The sequence below is a fragment of the Chitinophaga eiseniae genome, assembly GCF_900167135.1.
GTDB classification, from domain to species: Bacteria; Bacteroidota; Bacteroidia; order Chitinophagales; family Chitinophagaceae; genus Chitinophaga; species Chitinophaga eiseniae.
Genome location: NZ_FUWZ01000002.1, coordinates 1568604 through 1585466 on the forward strand (window position 1 = coordinate 1568604; position 16863 = coordinate 1585466).

Here is a 16863-nt window from a genome sequence, read left to right on the forward strand (position 1 = left end):
TACGCAATGTATTTACATGCTTATTGATCTTTCCACTGCCAGAGATAACGGCAGGCATGGGTCCGGTAGGGCGACCATTTGGCGGAGATGGTTTTCATTTTCTCACGAAAGGCTTTTTTATCGGTGATGTCCAGTTTGTACAAACGGGCCATCGCCTGTTGTATGCCCAGGTCGTCGATGGAGAAAACATCTTCGCGGTGCAGGTGGAACATGAGCAGCATTTCCACCGTCCACCGTCCTACGCCTTTGATCTGGGTAAGGCACAGCATCACGGCTTCGTCGTCCATTTTATGCAGCCTGGCGTCGGTGAGCTTCTGCGTCATGAAGAAGTTGGCCACATTATGCACATAGGAGACTTTGGCGTTGGATAATCCGATGGCGCGGAGCTTTTCCGGAGGGGTGGCGGCCACCTGCTGGGGCGTGGGTTCTTTATTGTCGTAGAGGGCCAGGAAACGGGCGTAGATCACATCGGCCACTTTGGTGGACAGCTGCTGGGCCATGATCGCTCCGATGAGGCGCAGGGGAAAGTTTTTCTGCTTTACCCCCACGGCCAGCGGCCCGCTGATGATCTTCTGCAGCTTTTTGTCTTTGCTGAGATGGGAGATATAAGCATGCTCCGTTACCGGAGTGCCTGACGGTCTGGGCATAAACGATTGATTAAATGATTATATCCGCTATCCTGCGCTCCGGCAAGGGCCTTTAATAGGTGAAAGGCTGATTGTAGATCACCTGCAGGATAGTTTGTCCTACTGCTTTTAATGTTTTGGTATCAATCACGCTCATGTTATCTCCCTGGGTATGCCAGTGCGGTGCGAAGTTGCCGCTGGCCTGCCAGGCGATGATGTCAAAGGTCGGGATGTTGGCCATGGTATTCACATAGATGTGATCGTCGGTAATGTAAGACCCGTTTTTTTCGTACCGGAAATAGTCGGAATACCCCAGCTGGTTGGCCACGTCCCAGAACATTTTCATCGGGCCGTAAGCGTATTGCTGGGAAGAGCCCTCCATGTAAAACTGGGAGCCGCGGCCGCCTACCATGTCCAGCAGGATGCCGTAATTGGCTTTGTAACCCTTTATATGCGGGTTTTTAGCCCAGTACTGGGTACCGAGGCAAAAGGAGTTTTCGTTGTCTTTAACGCCGTAATCCTCTACGTCTACCAGCAGGATGTCCACGCCGGCTTCAGGTTTCTGCGCTTTGAACTGGCGGGCGGTCTCCATGAGTACGCCTACGCCGCTGGCGCCGTCGTCTGCGCCGTCCAGCTTGCCTTTTTTGTTGAAGGCGTCTTCATCGGCCCAGGGACGGGTATCCCAGTGCGCCAGCAGCAGCACGCGCTGTTTGGCAGCAGGGTTGAAGCTGGCGATAATATTGATACAGGGCAGTTTCTCTTTATTCGGACCGTCCACGGTGGTACGTTGCACATACACGGTGTCTGCCCATTGTTTCAGGGTGCTGATCATCCAGTCGGCGCAATGTTGCTGTGCGGGCGTATTGGGTATTCTCGGTCCGAAGCTCACCTGCTTTGCCGTGTAGGCGTAGGCAGAATCTGCGTTGAACGCCGGTACCGGCACGCTCAGTTTGGCCACTTTGCTGGCGCCGGTGCTGTCAGCAGTGTTGTCTGTTTTTGTGGATGGCTGCTGACAAGCGCCGGCCAGGAGGGCCAGCGTTGTCAACATGCTAAGAACTTTACGCATTATTATCAGTAGGTATTTGCTTATTGAACGCTATAAGTGACGTTACCGTCTTTTTCATCCTTGAGCTGTATCCCGATGCCCAGCAATTCATTGCGGATACGGTCGGAAGTAGCGTAGTCCTTGCGGCCTTTGGCTTCCTTACGCATGGAGATCAGCATCTGCAGTACGCCGTCCAGTAACTGGTCGTCGCTGCTGGCCGGCGGTTGCTGTACGCCGAGGATGTCCACCAGGTAAGTTTTCCAGGTCTGTTGCAGCAGCCGGAAAGTGTCTTCGCTGATTTCATGCATTTTGATCTGGCCGCCTTTCAGGGAGTTGATAACAGGCGTCAGCTCAAACAGGTTGGCCAGCACCTTGGCGGTGTTGAAATCGTCGTTCATGAAATCGGCGCATTCCTGGCACCACGTACGTACCTGTTTATCCAGCTCCTCGTTGAGGGCGGCGCCATCGGAGGCATAGCTCAGTTTCTGCAGCGTTTCGTAGGCGGCCCAGAGGCGTTGCAGTCCTTTTTCGGCCGCCTGCAGCGCTTCGTTGGAGAAGTCGAGCGTGCTGCGGTAGTGCGTCTGTAATACGAAGAAGCGGATGGTCATGGGGCTGTAGGCCTTGTCCAGCTGCGGATTTTCACCGGTGAACATTTCCGTGAGCTTGATGGTGTTGCCATAAGCCTTGCCCATTTTACGGCCGTTGATGGTGATCATATTGTTGTGCATCCAGTAACGCGCCATCATTTCGCCGTGGGCGATCTCACTCTGCGCTATCTCGCACTCGTGGTGGGGAAACTGGAGGTCCATACCACCGCCATGGATATCGAACTGATGGCCCAGGTATTTGGCGCTCATGGCAGAGCACTCGATATGCCATCCGGGGAAGCCTTCGCCCCAGGGGCTCGGCCAGCGCATGATATGTTCCGGCGGCGCTTTTTTCCACAGGGCAAAATCTGCCTTGTTGCGCTTTTCGTCCTGGCCTTCGAGCTCGCGGGTGGTCTCGAGCATGTCTTCCAGCACACGGCCGCTGAGGATACCGTAGTCATAGCCGGCGGCATATTTTTTTACGTCGAAATACACGCTGCCGTCCACCTCATAGGCATAACCCTTTTCGATGATCGTTTTAATCATCTCTATCTGCTCGATAATATGACCGGTAGCGGTAGGTTCAATGCTCGGCTCCAGGTTGCCGAACTGCAGCATGGCCCAGTGGAACAGGTTGGTGTATTTCTGTACCAGTTCCATCGGCTCCAGTTTCTCCAGTACGGCGGATTTGGAAACTTTGTCTTCCGCCGCGCGGCCTTCTTCTTCAAAGTGGCCGGCGTCGGTGATATTGCGTACGTAACGTACTTTATAGCCCAGGAACTGCAGGTAGCGGTATACCACGTCAAAAGTGATATACGGGCGGGCATGGCCGAGATGGGATTCTCCGGATACGGTAGGGCCGCAAACGTACATGCCTGCGTGGCCGGGGTGCAGCGGGGTGAATACTTCTTTCTGGCGGTGTATTGAATTGTATATTTTGAGTTCTGACATATGCTGTAATTAAGATTTCCGGGGGACCTGTTACAGGCAACAGGCCTTTTTTCCGGTGGTGGATGGCAAAGATAAATATTGTTCCAGATGTAAGTGAAAAGTCCGGAAACAACATCGGTCAGATCTCAAAATATTAAACATTTTCATAATTATACTTATTTGTTTACTTCTACTTCCTGCACGCCGCTGCCAACGAGGCTGAGATTGGCGATGACCGGATAGTGGTCCGACAGGTCGGATATGATTCTCCGGAAACTGTTGACCTTAAAATCAGTGCTGGCAAACACATAGTCAATGCGCAGGGTGGGGGCTATCCCGTTAAACGTGCGGCCTACACCCCAGCCCTTGTTCAGGAAAGCGTCCTGAAGGTTGCCTTTGATCGTGAAATAGGTATACGACGCCGGGGTGTCGTTAAAATCTCCGCATACAATCACCGGGTAAGGGCTCTGCCGGATAAAATTACCGACAATATCGGCCTGCTGACTGCGGCGTATATACGCCTCGCGCATTTTCTGAATGATGTTCTTCGTTGCCACCAGGCCGGTATCTTCCTGGTTTTTGATCTTGCGGATATCGGTATAGTCCTTTTCATTGAAACGATACGATTCCAGGTGCATATTCACAATGCGGATGGTATCGTCGTCTTTCACGATATCTGCATAAATCAGGCTCTCACTGAGGGGGCCCATGCTCATTTTCACCTTGTCTGATGCAATAATAGGGTATTTTGAAAATATGATGGAACCCCAGTGCTGCATTCCGTTCCGGTTAAAGTCGCTTGAAAAGAAGCGGAACGGCATTTTCATCTCCCGGGAAATATCCTCCCGGTTATTAAAATCATTCTTCCGCTCAGACGTATAAAAATCCTGGAAACAGGCGATGTCCGGCTCCTGTTTTTTGATCAGCGCAAACATGGCCTGCCGGTTGTATTTACTGTCTTTTTCGCGGTACAGGCCAAACTGGCTGACGTTGTAACTCATCACGGTCAGGCTCTGCGCTGCCGGCGCCGGTTTGTTACCGGAAGGCAGGTTAAACGCCAGGAAAGCGCTGATGGACTTCCAGCCGAGGAACAGCGCGGTGAGTGATAAAAAAGCATATTTGTAGTTGAAAAACAACCATCCCGCCAAAAAGATCACCAACAGCCCGAGTAAAAAAGGAAAGGCCAGCGTGATGAAGCTGATAGGCCAGAACCAGGCCGGTGAAATATACGGTGCAAGGCAGGCGGCAAGAAACAGCACCACCACTCCAACGTTGATGAATACAAAAAAGCCCTTCGTAAATAGTCTTAAGAATCGCACCGCGTTTCCACGTTTGTTGAATGAATAAAGTTAATGTTTTTTCAACGACAGACGGGATATAACCGGGAAATGCTCCGACTGCGGCATTTCCAGCACCCGGCATCCTTTGATGCTGAAACGCTGGTCTGGCAGTATGTAATCAATGCGCAGGGTGGGCGACAGGTAGGAGAGCGTCCGGCCCCAGCCCATGCCGGTGGCCAGAAAGGCGTCCTGTAGCCCGGCGGCGGCCACACGGTAGCTGTAGGATGCCGGCGTATCATTAAAATCTCCGGCCACTATCACCGGATAGGGACTGGCGGCGATCAGCGCCGTCAGCTGCTCTACCTGTGATGACCGCCGCCGGAAAGTAGCTTTCATTTTACTGCCAAGGCTCATCAGCCGCTGTAAGCCGGTTAATTGCAGGTCGCTACGTTCAAGCATATACGAAGTGAACTGAACACTGAAAATTCTCACCGTGTCACCATGGACCACTACGTCTGCCTGCAGGAAACTGCGGCCGCTGCGGGGAGCGAGGCTATCGCTGAGGATCATGGCGGCGGCTGCAACAGGGTAGCGGGAGAACAGCGCTATACCGTAGTGCCACGTATCCCAGTTGGTATGATCAGGGGCAAAATAATGATAAGGATACTGGCCTATCAGCCGCAGCGAGTCGATATTGTGCGACTTGCCGGGGCCGTCGTTGGTGTAAAACTCCTGCAGGCAGAGAATATCCGGCGAGGCGTCCGCAATCTGCCGGAAAATGGCGGTACGGAACGACTGGTTGATGTTATACCCCTGTAACCCCATGCTGCTGCTGTTGTAAGTCATCAGGGTAAAATCAGTGCTGCCAGCTTCAATATGAAGGTCGGCCTTCGGGGAAAAATGAAGCCCCCAGGTATTTAAAGCCGGGCGGATGCAAAGCAGCAGCGCAATGCCAAGCGCGAAGAAGTACTTTCTTTGCTGCCGCCAGCACCATAAGATCGGTAATGACAACCCGCAAAAGAGAAAAACGACGGGAAAAACAAGGGCGGCAAATCCGGAAACCCAGTAAGTTCCGGGATTAAGCAGCGGCAACCAGGCGCTGGTCAGTAAAAGAATGATGAACAGAGAGCAAACAAACTTCATGGAGGGATATTGATATTTAGCTATTTTTTTATTCAGGTATCTTCCGGGAACGGTAAGTTATCATATTAATCAGCAAGTTGCTCATCAATAACCCTTAAATAACCAAATATTAAAATCAAAATCCCCGGATGTTAGTTGTCGCCCGCCCGCAGCAATGTTTCCCGCTCTTCAGGGGAGAGGGAGTCGAGGCCCATTTCGTTGATCTTATCCAGAATCTCATTGAGCCGTTGCTCCGGGACCTGACCGATCTTGCGGTAAGGCTGACTTTCCAGCCGGGCAACGATTTTGGCGGCGCTTTTCGGATGGTTGGGATCTATTTGCTGTGCAGCGGGATGGAAAACGTGTGTCAGTTTAAACAGCAGATGGTTGAACCCTGCGCCCCAGTCATGCCCCTTTCTCCAGCTGTACATGAACAGCAGCCCGGCAATAGCGCCGCCGGTCAGCTGTACCAGGTAGGCAATGCCGCCCGGGGTAGACACGCTGGTGCCGATGGACAGGCCGGTATACACTATGGTAATGATCCAGAGGGGGATGCCGCCGGCCAGCAGCGGAAAGATGCGATAGCGCGGAGAAATCAGCGTAGCGCCGGCCGCCATGGCCATTATGCTGGGGGAAGACCCCATAGTGGCTGCGTTGGGCAGCAGGGTATGCAGGCCGGGAATGGCCTGAATGCCGAGGATATAAAAGAGGTTGCCCACCAGGCCGCCAAACAGGTACATGGGAAGTATCCGCTGATGACCGGCGATATGCTGCAGGAAAGTGCCGAAACACCACAGCCATACCATATTGGTGAATACCTGCCAGACTTCTATATGGGAGAAAAGGGAGGTAAGCAATGTCCACGGACGCGCCAGCAGTTGGGTAGGGTCAGCCGGCATCCGCAGCCAGTTCATAATATTTTTATAGAAAAGGGCATCTCCTTCTTTCCCTACTTCCATGGTATAAATCACCTTGGCGAAAAGCAGGAATATAAAAATAGTAAGATTAACAACCACTAACTGGGTGACCATATTCCGCTCTTCCCCGAGGGAGAGACGTGGCATTTTCTCTTTTTCCAACGCATGCATGGTACAAGTAATTTACAATACAAAATTACGGCTTAATAAGGTCTTGCGTCAATAAAAATCCGTTCGGTTTCTTTTATTCCAGCCTCTGAGCAACAGGTACGCAAAAAGTGCGCCGCCCAGGTGCGCAAAGTGGGCTACATTATCGTCCGGTGCGTTTTGTACACCGGCCCATACTTCCGTAAGGATCATAAAGGCCACGAAGTATTTGGCTTTTACCGGGAAAAAATACAGGAAGATGATTGCGTTGGGGAACAGGTAACCAAAAGCGAACAGGATACCGTATACCGCGCCGGAAGCGCCTACCACGATACTGTTGCTGTAAGCAATCGTGTATTGTTTGACATAGATTTTTGCCATGTCGATGGCAAACTGGTTCCCCTGCGCAATGGCCTCCTTCATGTCATTCATGCTCACATTGGCATTGTCCAGATGGAACTTGCGGTCCAGCGCTACGAAATTATCAAAGGTAGGATGGTCCAGGAAGGCATTGGCGTATTTGGTCAGCGTCATGTTCTCATAGGTGAGCACACCCATGTAACAAAGCGAAGCACCAATGCCGCAGATCATATAGAAAATCAGAAAACGTTTGGAACCCCACCGGTTTTCCAGGGTAGACCCAAACATCCAGAGGGTAAACATGTTCATGAACAGATGCCAGAAGTCACTGGTAGAGTGCATGAACAGGTGGGTAATGAACTGATGAGGCCGGAATCCCGGTGACCCCCAGTAATGAAGGGCAAAAAGGTCGTTCATATCATACCCGTACCGCTTGAGCAGGGTGATCTGTACCAACCAAACCAACCCGTTAATGATCAACAGATTTTTGATCACAAGGGGTAAAAACTGAAATTTTCCGGGCCTGTACTCGTTCATTTATTGCTGATTATTTTCTCTTTTCTTCAGTAACACCACATTTTCGATGTGATGCGTATGCGGAAACATATCTACGGGTTGTACCTTTTCCACCGTGTACAGTGCATCCAGCAATGCCAGGTCTCTGGCCTGTGTAGCCGGGTTACAGCTTACATATACGATTTTTGGGGCAGCGATTTCCAGCAGTTTGTTGACCAGTTTTTCGTGCATGCCTGCCCGTGGAGGGTCCGTGATGATCACATCCGGTTGTCCGTGATGCGCAAAAAAGGCGTCGTCACAGATGTCCACCACGTCGCCGGCAAAAAATTCGGCGTTGCCTACCTGGTTCCGTGCGGCGTTTTCGCGGGCATCGTCAATCGCTTCTTTGATCAGTTCTATGCCTACCACTTTTCCGGCCTGCCGGGATACAAAAATACCAATACTACCAGTACCACAATACAGGTCGTATACAATTTCCGAACCAGTCAGCCCTGCAAAATCGCGGGTAACTTTATATAACACTTCTCCCTGGTAGGTGTTTGTCTGGAAAAAAGATTTCGGGCCAATTTTAAAAACAAAGTCCTCCAGCTTCTCTTCTGCATAACCTTTCCCGAAATAAACTTTGGGGTCCAGGTCAAAGATCGAGTCGTTTTTCTTCGGGTTGATGGTATACAGCAGTGTGGTGATGGCTGGCACCGTCTTCAGCAGATGGTCCAGCAGCGCCACCCTGTTTTCCTTGTCTTCGTGGTGAACCACCAGGTTGACCATGATCTCCCCGGTAGTACACAAACGTACGACCAGGTTCCGCAGCCACCCTTCCTGCAGGCGGATATCGTAGAAAGACAGTTCGTGTTGTATCGCATATTCCCGGATGGTGTTCCGGATAAGGTTGACCGGCTCCTGCATCAGATAGCAGGTGTTGATGTCGAGCACCTTATCGAACAATTTGGGCACGTGGAAGCCCAGTGCGGGGCGGACGGGGATTTCGCCGTTGAGGGCGCGCACTTCCTCATTGGTGAGATACGCCTTGTTGCTGAAGGTAAACTCCAGTTTGTTACGGTAGTGCTCCGTATGGGCCGAGCCGAGGATGGGGCTCATGGCAGGGAGCTCCAGCTTACCGATCCGCTGCAGATGGTCCGCCACCTGCTGCTGCTTGTATTCCAGCTGCAGGCTGTAGGGCATCATCTGCCATTTACAGCCGCCACAGGTGCCAAAATGCTGGCAGAACGGAGTAATACGTTTGTCGGAGTAACTATGTATATGAACGGCTTTGCCTTCCGCCCAGTCTTTTTTATTTTTGGACAGGCGTACGTCCACAATATCGCCGGGCATTACGCCGCCTTCGATAAAGATAACTTTACCGTCATGCCGTGCCAGGGCCTTACCTTCTGCGGCATAGCCGGATACAGGTACTTTTTCTATTACTACGTTTTTTTTCCTCACGGCTGCAAAGGTAAAAGGAAATCATGAATCGTTGGCCGTAAAAGGATATCACAGTTAGCTTTTTTACATGTATTTTTACATATTGTTACCAATTCCTATGCGTAAGATATTTCTCCTGCTTCTGACAGCACTCTCTATCCAGCTCCACCTGCATGCGCAGGGCTATCAGCTCTCTATCCGGCTGAAGAACTACAACAGTGGCAAACTGTTCCTGGCCAACTATATGGGACGGACCACCTACCTGGCCGATTCGGCAGAGGTAAACCCCGCAGGGGAAGTGGTACTGAAAGGCAAAACACCGTTGTATCCCGGTATCTACCTGATCGTATTGCCCGGGAAACAGAAATATGTGGAAACGCTGATCGACAGGCAGCAGTTCTTCTCCGTGACGATTGATACGGCAGACCTGGTGGGTAAAACTGTCTACAAAGGGTCCCCGGACAACGAGCTTTTCCTGGCTTATAACCGGTTTCTGTTCCAGCAGGAGTCGCTGACACGCAGCATCACCGACCAGCTGAAAACGGCCCGCACCGCCGCTGATTCTGCCAAGGTGGCGCCGTTGCAGCAGGAACTGGGCAAAAAACTGCAGGAATACCGCCATGAACTGGTGTCCCAACATCCCCAGGCTATCCTGTCGGCTATTTTCAAGGCGATGAAGGAGCCGGAAATACCGCAGAAGCCGGAAGGGGAGGATTCTTCCTTTGCTTACCGCTACTTTAAAGGGCATTACTGGGATGAAGTGGAGCTGTCCACAGACCGGCTTGTGAGGACGCCGGTACTGGAGGCCAAGCTGAAAAAGTATTTCTCCCAGTTGGTGGTGAATATGCCTGATTCCATTATTGTAGACTGCGACGCGCTCCTTGCCCGCACCCGCAAAAGCAAAGAAGCCTTTAAATACGTGTTGTGGTGGCTCACCTACAACTACGAAAGTTCCCCTTATATGGGCATGGACGCCGTATTTGTGCACCTGGTGGAGAAGTACTACGTTCCGGGAGACGCTTTCTGGCTGAATGATGAACAACTCAACAAAATCATCAACCGCGCCTATACGCTGGCGCCTAATCTGATCGGCCAGCAGGCGGCGCCGCTGGAATTGAAAGATACCGCTTCCAAACCCGTCTCGCTTTATAAGACAAAAGCAAAATACACGGTGCTGGTATTCTGGGACCCTACCTGCGGACATTGTAAGACAGAGCTGCCACGGCTCGACTCCGCCTTCAAGGCCAGCTGGAAAGATAAGGGGGTAGCTATGATCGGTATCAAAACAGAAGGTACCCGCGAGGAGTGGTTATCTTTTATCAGGGACAACCACCTTACCGGATGGATACACGCCCTCGATGCGGACAACTCCACTAACTACCGCCGGCTATACGACGTTTACAGCACCCCGGTAGTATACCTGCTGGACGAGCGCAAGAAAATTGTTGCCAAACGTCTCGCTGTAGAGCAACTGAACGATTTTCTGGAGCGTTCGGGACAAAAAAACACAGCAGCAAAGCTGTAGAAAACAGGGTGTAGAACGTAGAATATACACCCCGTTTTATACTGAAAATCAATTACTTGTAAAACTTTAACATTCTTTTGGCATACTCTTTGAATTTTGGGACGCGGACCAAAAATTCAGGTTATGACCAAGAAGACGATTTTCCTCTCCTTTGCAGCGATGACCTTGTCCTTTGCAGCGATGGCTCAGGCCCGTGTAGGCGTTAAAGGTGGCTGGAACCTTTCCAACATCACCACCAGCAATGACGGCAGTACGAAAGATGCCAAAAGTCTCTCCGGCTTCAATGTCGGTGTGATAGCGGATTTACCGTTGGTGCCCCGTATTTTGTCATTCCAGCCTGGGGTGTTTTATACCACAAAGGGTACTAAATCCGAAGTTGGTGACAAAAACAATGTGACGGTCACCAATCCTTATGCTAAGTACACACAGAATCCATCTTACATCGAAGTGCCCTTAAACTTTGTTGCGAAACTGCCGGTGGGTGAGCACGCCAGCCTGTTTGCAGGCGTAGGCCCGTATTTTGCATTCGGGGTAGCGGGGAAGAACAAGTACGAAGCCACTACTGTGGCCGGTACCACCAGCGGTTCTTCCAGCATTAAGTGGGACGATGACACGCCGTTTAACAATGGAGACCTCAACCAGGGCCGTGACAAGTGGAAACGGTTTGACTGGGGTGGTAACGTACAGGTAGGCGCTGAAATCAGCAATTTCCTGATCAGCGCCCAGTATGGTATCGGCTTCGCCAAAGTGTATTCAGGCGAAATCAACAGTACGGACAACAAAGACAAGAACCGTGTATTCAGTGTTTCCGTGGGTTATCTCTTTGGCGGCAGATAAAAAATTTCCGAACAATTTTTAACTCGTGTTGTAATTACAGCTAGCAAGCAAAAAGTACAGGCTGATTCATAATCATTTAGCAATCAGAAAAAGACAAAAAGTGACGTCACCGGCCTGTTGGCGTCACTTTTAACCTCATCCAAATACACATTAAAATGAAAAAGGTACTCTTAGCTGCGGTCGCTTTATTGATCGCAGGTGTTACATTCGGTCAGACAAAATGGGGCATTGTAGCAGGCCCTCAGTTTTCCAGTGTAACCACCAAAGCATCCGCTTTTGGTACTACCTCCAAGGAAACCAGCAAACTTTTGACAGGATTAAGAGCTGGCGTAACCGTCGACATTCCTTTAGGGGATGAATTTTATGTAGGCACCGGCTTATTGTATTCCGGTAAAGGCGGTAAGTTCAAAAACTCGGATATGAAAGTATCCCTGGGCTACCTGCAGGTGCCGATCAACTTCATGTTCAAACCGGAAGTAGGTAGCGGTAACCTGGTACTGGCCGTTGGTCCTTACATCGCCTATGGCGTTACCGGTAAATACAAGGACATGCCACTCGTTGGCGAAAGAAAAGCGTTTGATGATGAAGCCGGCCTGGCCAAACTGAAACGTTTTGATGCCGGCGGTAACATCCAGATCGGCTATGAAATCCCGGCTGGTCTTTACTTCGGTCTGAATGCCGACCTGGGTATGGTGAACGCATTTGACAACACCAGCAACGACGCAAAGTTCAAAAACACTTCCTTCGGCGTGTCCGTAGGATATAAATTCAGCGGTCGTTAATCATCGCAAAAACACCACATCACAATTAATTAACAGGCTGCCTGGTAAGTTCCAGGCAGCCTTTTTTATATAAAATCGAAACCTTTTGTTTAGCTTCGCCGTTAGTATCCGTTGGGTGAACCTGAAGAACCTTGTCTGTTTCATAACGATATATTGAGCAAGTATCATTAATCCCGTAGTACAGTTCTACATGAAGTGTTTAAAATTCCTGTGTGTGTTGGCCTCTCTGGCCATTACCACCACAATTGTTAACGCCCAGGTAAGCTTAGGCTTGCAAGGGGGTTACGTGAATGCCGAAATGAATGTCTCTTCCGGAAGTGCCGGAGTTACACAGCCCGGACCGCAGCCACTGCACAGCTGGCAAGCTGGTTTTTACCTGAATATTCCTGTATTTCCCAATGGCGCCCTGCAACCTGGCCTGAACTATATCGTGAAGGGGGCCAACCGGTCATTTAACGGTCAGCAGGACGTTAATGTAGCCTTGCCCGGCGCTACTAAAATCAGGTTGCAATACCTGGAACTGCCGGTGAACCTGGTATATAAAATACCGATTGGCATCGGGAAGCTGGCCATAGGCGGCGGCGGTTACGGCGCTTATTGTACGCGCGGTGACTATAACCTGGCCATCTACAAAGAAGGAAAACTGCTACAGTCCAGCAACCAACGGGTGGACTTCGGAAAAAATCCCAATGTGTTTACCACCGGATATAACCTGCAACGCTGGGACGCCGGCTTAAATGCCGTTGCTACCATCGAGTTTAACTGCTATGTGACACTTGGTGTTAATTACAGCCACGGTTTGGTGGACCTGGACCGGTCTGACGGTAATATCAAAAACAGATACTTCGGCATTAATGTCGGCATCCTGTTTAACAGGGAAGACTGGTAGGGTGTATTTAAATATTTTATTATTTATTTATTTTTTATATTTGTTGACTGATGGATACTGTTTCCGGGGCTGCCGTACAGACATCATGGAAGAGGTTTTCCTTGTGACAGGGGGAGCGTAAGGTAATAGCAGGCATTCGTTTATTTATTTTCGTACATACTTATCAGTTAATCATTAATAGGACCAGGAGGCTGCCGTAACAGGCGGCCTCTTTTTTTTGCCGGGAGAATAGGGGTGAACCTGTTTGTGTGCGTCTTGTTTATAGAAAGTTGCTTCCCCAAGGGGTTGCGATGATCATTGGACAGTTAATTTAAATGTGTGACAGTTATAGGGATATGCCACTACGTCTCTACGTAATGGCATTATAATATGAAAGAAAAGCAAAAAAGGGAAAGACTTTCGTCATTCCCTTTTCTTTTTATGTAAAAGCGGTTCGTGTTATATAATAGCTTCCACGGCTTTGCGTACTACCTGTGGTTTGCCCAGCGTGTAGTAATGAAGCACCGGTACACCAAAAGCCTTTAATTCCCTGGACTGGTTGATCAGCCATTCGGTTCCTACCTGTTCTACTTCTTTATCTGTTTTACAGCGCATAATTTCGCTGGACAGCTCTGTGGGCAGATCTACGTGGAAAATCCGGGGCAGGATGTTCATCTGTTTTTTGGAGGTGAGGGGTTTCAGGCCCGGGATAATGGGTACAGTAATGCCCATTTCACGGCATTTGGCCACAAAATCGAAGAACTTCTGGTTATCGAAGAACATCTGGGTAACGATATAATCCGCTCCCATTTCCACCTTTTTCTTCAGGTAGCCCATATCTGTCTGCATATTGGGCGCTTCGAAGTGTTTTTCCGGGTATCCGGCCACCCCGATGCAGAAATTGGTTTTTACGCCGCCCTGCAGGTCGTCTTCCAGGTATACCCCGTTATTCATGTGCACTACCTGGTCCAGCAGCTCGCTCGCATAGGCGTGTCCGTGAGGGTCGGGCTCGAAAAACGTTTCATTTTTTGGAGCATCTCCTCTGAGGACCAATACATTATCGATTCCCAGGAAGGCCAGGTCAATCAGTGCGTTTTCCGTTTCCTCCCGGCTAAAGCCGCCACAGATCAGATGAGGGACCGCGTCCACAGTATAGTGGTTCATAATGGCGGCGCAGATACCTACCGTACCGGGGCGTTTCCGGATTTCCACCTTCTCGAAAGCACCGTCGGCCTTCTTTTTGAACATATGCTCACTGCGGTGGTAGGTTACATTGATATAGGCCGGCTTGAAGTCCATCAACGGGTCCAGATGGTCGTAGATGGATTCAATGCTCTTTCCTTTCAGCGGGGGAAGGATTTCGAAAGATATCAGTGTATCCTTCGCCTGGGCAATATGTTCTGTTACTTTCATGTGTTATGGAATTTGTGGAATAATGGCTGTTTGGGTAAACCTTATTCCGACTGAAAATTTACGGGGGCAAAAATAACATATCCCCTCATCAATCTTCTATGATTTTTCATCTTGGCAGAACTATGACTAGGCCAAGTGAATGAATTGTTTAATTTTGCTAAGTTTGATCATATGGCATTAAGAATACATACGGACCAGCTGGTAAAGCGCTATGGCGCCAGGACGGTGGTAAACCACGTGTCTGTTGAGGTGTCCCAGGGGGAGATCGTAGGGCTGCTGGGCCCTAACGGAGCGGGTAAAACCACTTCCTTTTACATGGTAGTAGGGCTCATCAAGCCGGATGAAGGGAATGTTTACCTCGATGAGGTGAATATTACCAAGCTTCCCATGTATAAAAGAGCGAAAATGGGCATCGGTTATCTGCCGCAGGAGGCCTCCGTGTTCCGCAAACTCAGTGTGGAAGACAATATCGCCGCCGTGCTGGAGATGACCGACCTCAAAAAGGCCGAACAGAAAGATAAGCTGGAGGCGCTTCTGAGCGAATTCCGCCTGACACACGTCCGTAAAAGCCCCGGTGACGTACTGAGCGGTGGGGAACGCCGCCGTACCGAAATTGCCCGTGCACTGGCCGTAGACCCTAAATTCATCCTGCTGGACGAACCCTTTGCCGGGATCGACCCTATCGCCGTGGAAGATATCCAGTCTATTGTAGCTAAACTGAAATATAAGAACATCGGTATCCTGATTACGGACCACAACGTACAGGAAACGCTGTCCATTACCGACAGGGCTTATTTATTGTTTGAAGGAAAAATCCTGAAATCAGGGTCGGCAGAAGAACTGGCTGAAGATGAACAGGTAAGAAAAGTGTATCTTGGCCAGAATTTCGTTCTTCGCAGGAAGAATTACCTGGACGAAGCAGCTAAACAATAAAAACACGCTACAGCATCCTATATATGAAGATTTTAAGTCCTGCCATATCACAACTCGCACGTTTGCGCATGGGGCGCATCGCCTATTTTATGCAATATCCCGTGCAAGTGCAACAGCAGGTATTCCAAAACCTTATCAGCGCCGCCCAGTACACAGAATTCGGCAAACAACACGGCTTTTCGAAAATTTATAAGATAGAGGAATATAAAGAAAGGGTACCGGTACACACGTACGATACCATCAAGCCCTATATCCAGCGTACCATGGAAGGCCAGCAGAACGTGCTGTGGAACACGCCTATCAAATGGTTCGCAAAATCAAGCGGCACCACCGCAGACAAAAGCAAGTTTATCCCCGTTACCGTGGAAAGCCTGGACGAATGTCATTACCGTTCCGGCCGCGACGTGATCTCTCTTTATTACAATAATTTCCCTGACTCCGACGTATTTACCGGAAAATCGCTGATCATCGGCGGCAGCCACCAGGTCAACAAGCTGTCGGAAGACAGCGACTCCTATTGCGGAGACCTCAGCGCTGTCATGCTGCAGAACATGCCCTTCTATGGTAACATGATCCGCACGCCCGACCTGGAAATCGCGCTGATGGACGAATGGGAAGAAAAAATAGAACGCATGGCCAATGCGGTCATTCACGAAAACGTGACCTCCATCGCCGGCGTTCCCACCTGGACCATCGTACTGATCAAACGGATATTTGAGCTTACCGGCAAAGATAACCTGGCAGACGTATGGCCCAACCTCGAACTGTATATGCACGGCGGCGTGAGCTTTACGCCTTACCGCGACCAGTTTGCGAAACTGATCCGCAACCCGCTGATGCACTACCAGGAAACCTATAACGCGTCGGAAGGCTTCTTTGCCGCCCAGGACGTTATCGGAGAAGAAGGATTGCTGCTGTTCCTTAACCATGGCATCTTCTACGAGTTTATGCCTATGGAGGAACTGGGCAAAGAAAATCCGCGCACCCTGCAACTGCAGGAAGTGGAAACCGGGAAAAACTACGCCCTGGTGATCAGTACCAACGGCGGATTATGGCGTTACCTCGTAGGCGACACCATCCAGTTTACCTCCCTGCTGCCTTACCGCATCAAGGTTAGCGGCCGCACCAAATCGTTTATCAATGCCTTCGGTGAAGAAGTGATCGTGGAAAATGCTGACAGCGCTATCGCAAAAGCCTGCGAAGTGACCGGCGCCGTAGTGAATGATTATACCGCAGCACCCGTATATTTCAGTGATGAAGGCAACGGCGGCCACGAATGGCTCATCGAGTTTGAAGTGCCGCCGGGAGATATCAACACCTTTGTAACTGTGCTGGACAATACACTGAAGTCCATCAATTCAGACTACGAAGCCAAAAGACACAAGGATATCGCACTGCGCCCGCCGGTAGTACATGTGCTGCCCAGAGGAACCTTCTGCGAATTCCTGAAAAGTAAAGGCAAACTGGGCGGCCAGCACAAAGTGCCCCGCCTGAACAACGACCGCAATTACCTCGAGGAAATCCTGAAGTTTGCGGCAACCATGAACACTTAA

Annotated in this window: 15 protein-coding genes; 6 read left to right on the top strand and 9 right to left on the bottom strand. The window is 50.2% G+C overall.

Annotation, left to right across the window (positions count from 1 at the left end; genetic code table 11):
* Positions 1–20: 20 nt before the first annotated feature.
* The 8 genes from B5D63_RS16075 to rlmD all read right to left on the bottom strand — a co-directional run bounded on the left by B5D63_RS16075 (position 21) and on the right by rlmD (position 8973).
* On the bottom strand, positions 21–647 hold the full coding sequence (locus B5D63_RS16075; protein WP_078669797.1) for a DNA-3-methyladenine glycosylase family protein: 627 nt from the start codon (positions 645–647) through the stop codon (positions 21–23).
* A gap of 52 nt (positions 648–699) precedes the next feature.
* Positions 700–1674 carry a M28 family peptidase gene (locus tag B5D63_RS16080; protein ID WP_078669798.1) on the bottom strand — a complete coding sequence of 325 codons (975 nt, stop codon included), beginning with the start codon at positions 1672–1674 and terminating at the stop codon, positions 700–702.
* Positions 1675–1712: 38 nt separating this feature from the next.
* Entirely contained in the window at positions 1713–3209 is a 1497-nt protein-coding gene (cysS, locus tag B5D63_RS16085; RefSeq protein ID WP_078669799.1) for a cysteine--tRNA ligase, read from the bottom strand.
* Between the two features lie 155 nt (positions 3210–3364).
* A complete protein-coding gene (locus tag B5D63_RS16090; protein WP_143312939.1) occupies positions 3365–4507 on the bottom strand; it encodes an endonuclease/exonuclease/phosphatase family protein in 1143 nt (380 codons plus the stop codon).
* 30 nt (positions 4508–4537) lie between these two features.
* Positions 4538–5611, bottom strand: coding sequence for an endonuclease/exonuclease/phosphatase family protein (locus tag B5D63_RS16095; protein WP_078669801.1), 1074 nt, complete (start codon positions 5609–5611; stop codon positions 4538–4540).
* 131 nt (positions 5612–5742) lie between these two features.
* Positions 5743–6678 (bottom strand): rhomboid family intramembrane serine protease, encoded by a 936-nt coding sequence (locus B5D63_RS16100; RefSeq protein ID WP_078669802.1) that lies wholly within the window; start codon positions 6676–6678, stop codon positions 5743–5745.
* Between the two features lie 48 nt (positions 6679–6726).
* A complete protein-coding gene (locus B5D63_RS16105; protein ID WP_078669803.1) occupies positions 6727–7551 on the bottom strand; it encodes a rhomboid family intramembrane serine protease in 825 nt (274 codons plus the stop codon).
* Positions 7552–8973 (bottom strand): 23S rRNA (uracil(1939)-C(5))-methyltransferase RlmD, encoded by a 1422-nt coding sequence (rlmD, locus tag B5D63_RS16110; protein ID WP_078669804.1) that lies wholly within the window; start codon positions 8971–8973, stop codon positions 7552–7554.
* 97 nt (positions 8974–9070) lie between these two features.
* Between rlmD and B5D63_RS16115 the strand changes: the two genes are divergently transcribed.
* From B5D63_RS16115 to B5D63_RS16130, 4 genes are all read left to right on the top strand, one after another.
* Complete coding sequence (locus tag B5D63_RS16115; protein WP_159456044.1) at positions 9071–10477, top strand: TlpA family protein disulfide reductase; 1407 nt, start codon at positions 9071–9073, stop codon at positions 10475–10477.
* A gap of 123 nt (positions 10478–10600) precedes the next feature.
* Positions 10601–11314, top strand: a complete 714-nt coding sequence (locus B5D63_RS16120) for a porin family protein (protein ID WP_078669806.1) — start codon at positions 10601–10603, stop codon at positions 11312–11314.
* 155 nt (positions 11315–11469) lie between these two features.
* Positions 11470–12096 (top strand): porin family protein, encoded by a 627-nt coding sequence (locus B5D63_RS16125; RefSeq protein WP_078669807.1) that lies wholly within the window; start codon positions 11470–11472, stop codon positions 12094–12096.
* A 190-nt stretch (positions 12097–12286) separates the two neighbouring features.
* Complete coding sequence (locus B5D63_RS16130; RefSeq protein ID WP_078669808.1) at positions 12287–12985, top strand: outer membrane beta-barrel protein; 699 nt, start codon at positions 12287–12289, stop codon at positions 12983–12985.
* A gap of 438 nt (positions 12986–13423) precedes the next feature.
* Here B5D63_RS16130 and B5D63_RS16135 read toward each other — a convergent pair whose 3' ends face one another.
* The gene (locus B5D63_RS16135; RefSeq protein WP_078669809.1) at positions 13424–14377 is read right to left on the bottom strand and encodes a methylenetetrahydrofolate reductase; all 954 of its coding nucleotides are present in this window, start codon (positions 14375–14377) and stop codon (positions 13424–13426) included.
* A 171-nt stretch (positions 14378–14548) separates the two neighbouring features.
* Between B5D63_RS16135 and lptB the strand changes: the two genes are divergently transcribed.
* The gene (lptB, locus tag B5D63_RS16140; RefSeq protein WP_078670338.1) at positions 14549–15310 is read left to right on the top strand and encodes an LPS export ABC transporter ATP-binding protein; all 762 of its coding nucleotides are present in this window, start codon (positions 14549–14551) and stop codon (positions 15308–15310) included.
* 23 nt (positions 15311–15333) lie between these two features.
* Positions 15334–16863 (top strand): GH3 auxin-responsive promoter family protein, encoded by a 1530-nt coding sequence (locus B5D63_RS16145; protein WP_078669810.1) that lies wholly within the window; start codon positions 15334–15336, stop codon positions 16861–16863.

Coding starts and splice junctions, on each gene's coding strand:
- cysS (WP_078669799.1), bottom strand. CDS start 3,209: ATGTCAGAACTCAAAATATACAATTCAATACACCGCCAGAAAGAAGTA.
- B5D63_RS16100 (WP_078669802.1), bottom strand. CDS start 6,678: ATGCATGCGTTGGAAAAAGAGAAAATGCCACGTCTCTCCCTCGGGGAA.
- B5D63_RS16105 (WP_078669803.1), bottom strand. CDS start 7,551: ATGAACGAGTACAGGCCCGGAAAATTTCAGTTTTTACCCCTTGTGATC.
- B5D63_RS16080 (WP_078669798.1), bottom strand. CDS start 1,674: ATGTTGACAACGCTGGCCCTCCTGGCCGGCGCTTGTCAGCAGCCATCC.
- B5D63_RS16075 (WP_078669797.1), bottom strand. CDS start 647: ATGCCCAGACCGTCAGGCACTCCGGTAACGGAGCATGCTTATATCTCC.
- B5D63_RS16095 (WP_078669801.1), bottom strand. CDS start 5,611: ATGAAGTTTGTTTGCTCTCTGTTCATCATTCTTTTACTGACCAGCGCC.
- B5D63_RS16115 (WP_159456044.1), top strand. CDS start 9,071: ATGCGTAAGATATTTCTCCTGCTTCTGACAGCACTCTCTATCCAGCTC.
- B5D63_RS16125 (WP_078669807.1), top strand. CDS start 11,470: ATGAAAAAGGTACTCTTAGCTGCGGTCGCTTTATTGATCGCAGGTGTT.
- B5D63_RS16145 (WP_078669810.1), top strand. CDS start 15,334: ATGAAGATTTTAAGTCCTGCCATATCACAACTCGCACGTTTGCGCATG.
- B5D63_RS16120 (WP_078669806.1), top strand. CDS start 10,601: ATGACCAAGAAGACGATTTTCCTCTCCTTTGCAGCGATGACCTTGTCC.
- lptB (WP_078670338.1), top strand. CDS start 14,549: ATGGCATTAAGAATACATACGGACCAGCTGGTAAAGCGCTATGGCGCC.
- B5D63_RS16135 (WP_078669809.1), bottom strand. CDS start 14,377: ATGAAAGTAACAGAACATATTGCCCAGGCGAAGGATACACTGATATCT.
- B5D63_RS16130 (WP_078669808.1), top strand. CDS start 12,287: ATGAAGTGTTTAAAATTCCTGTGTGTGTTGGCCTCTCTGGCCATTACC.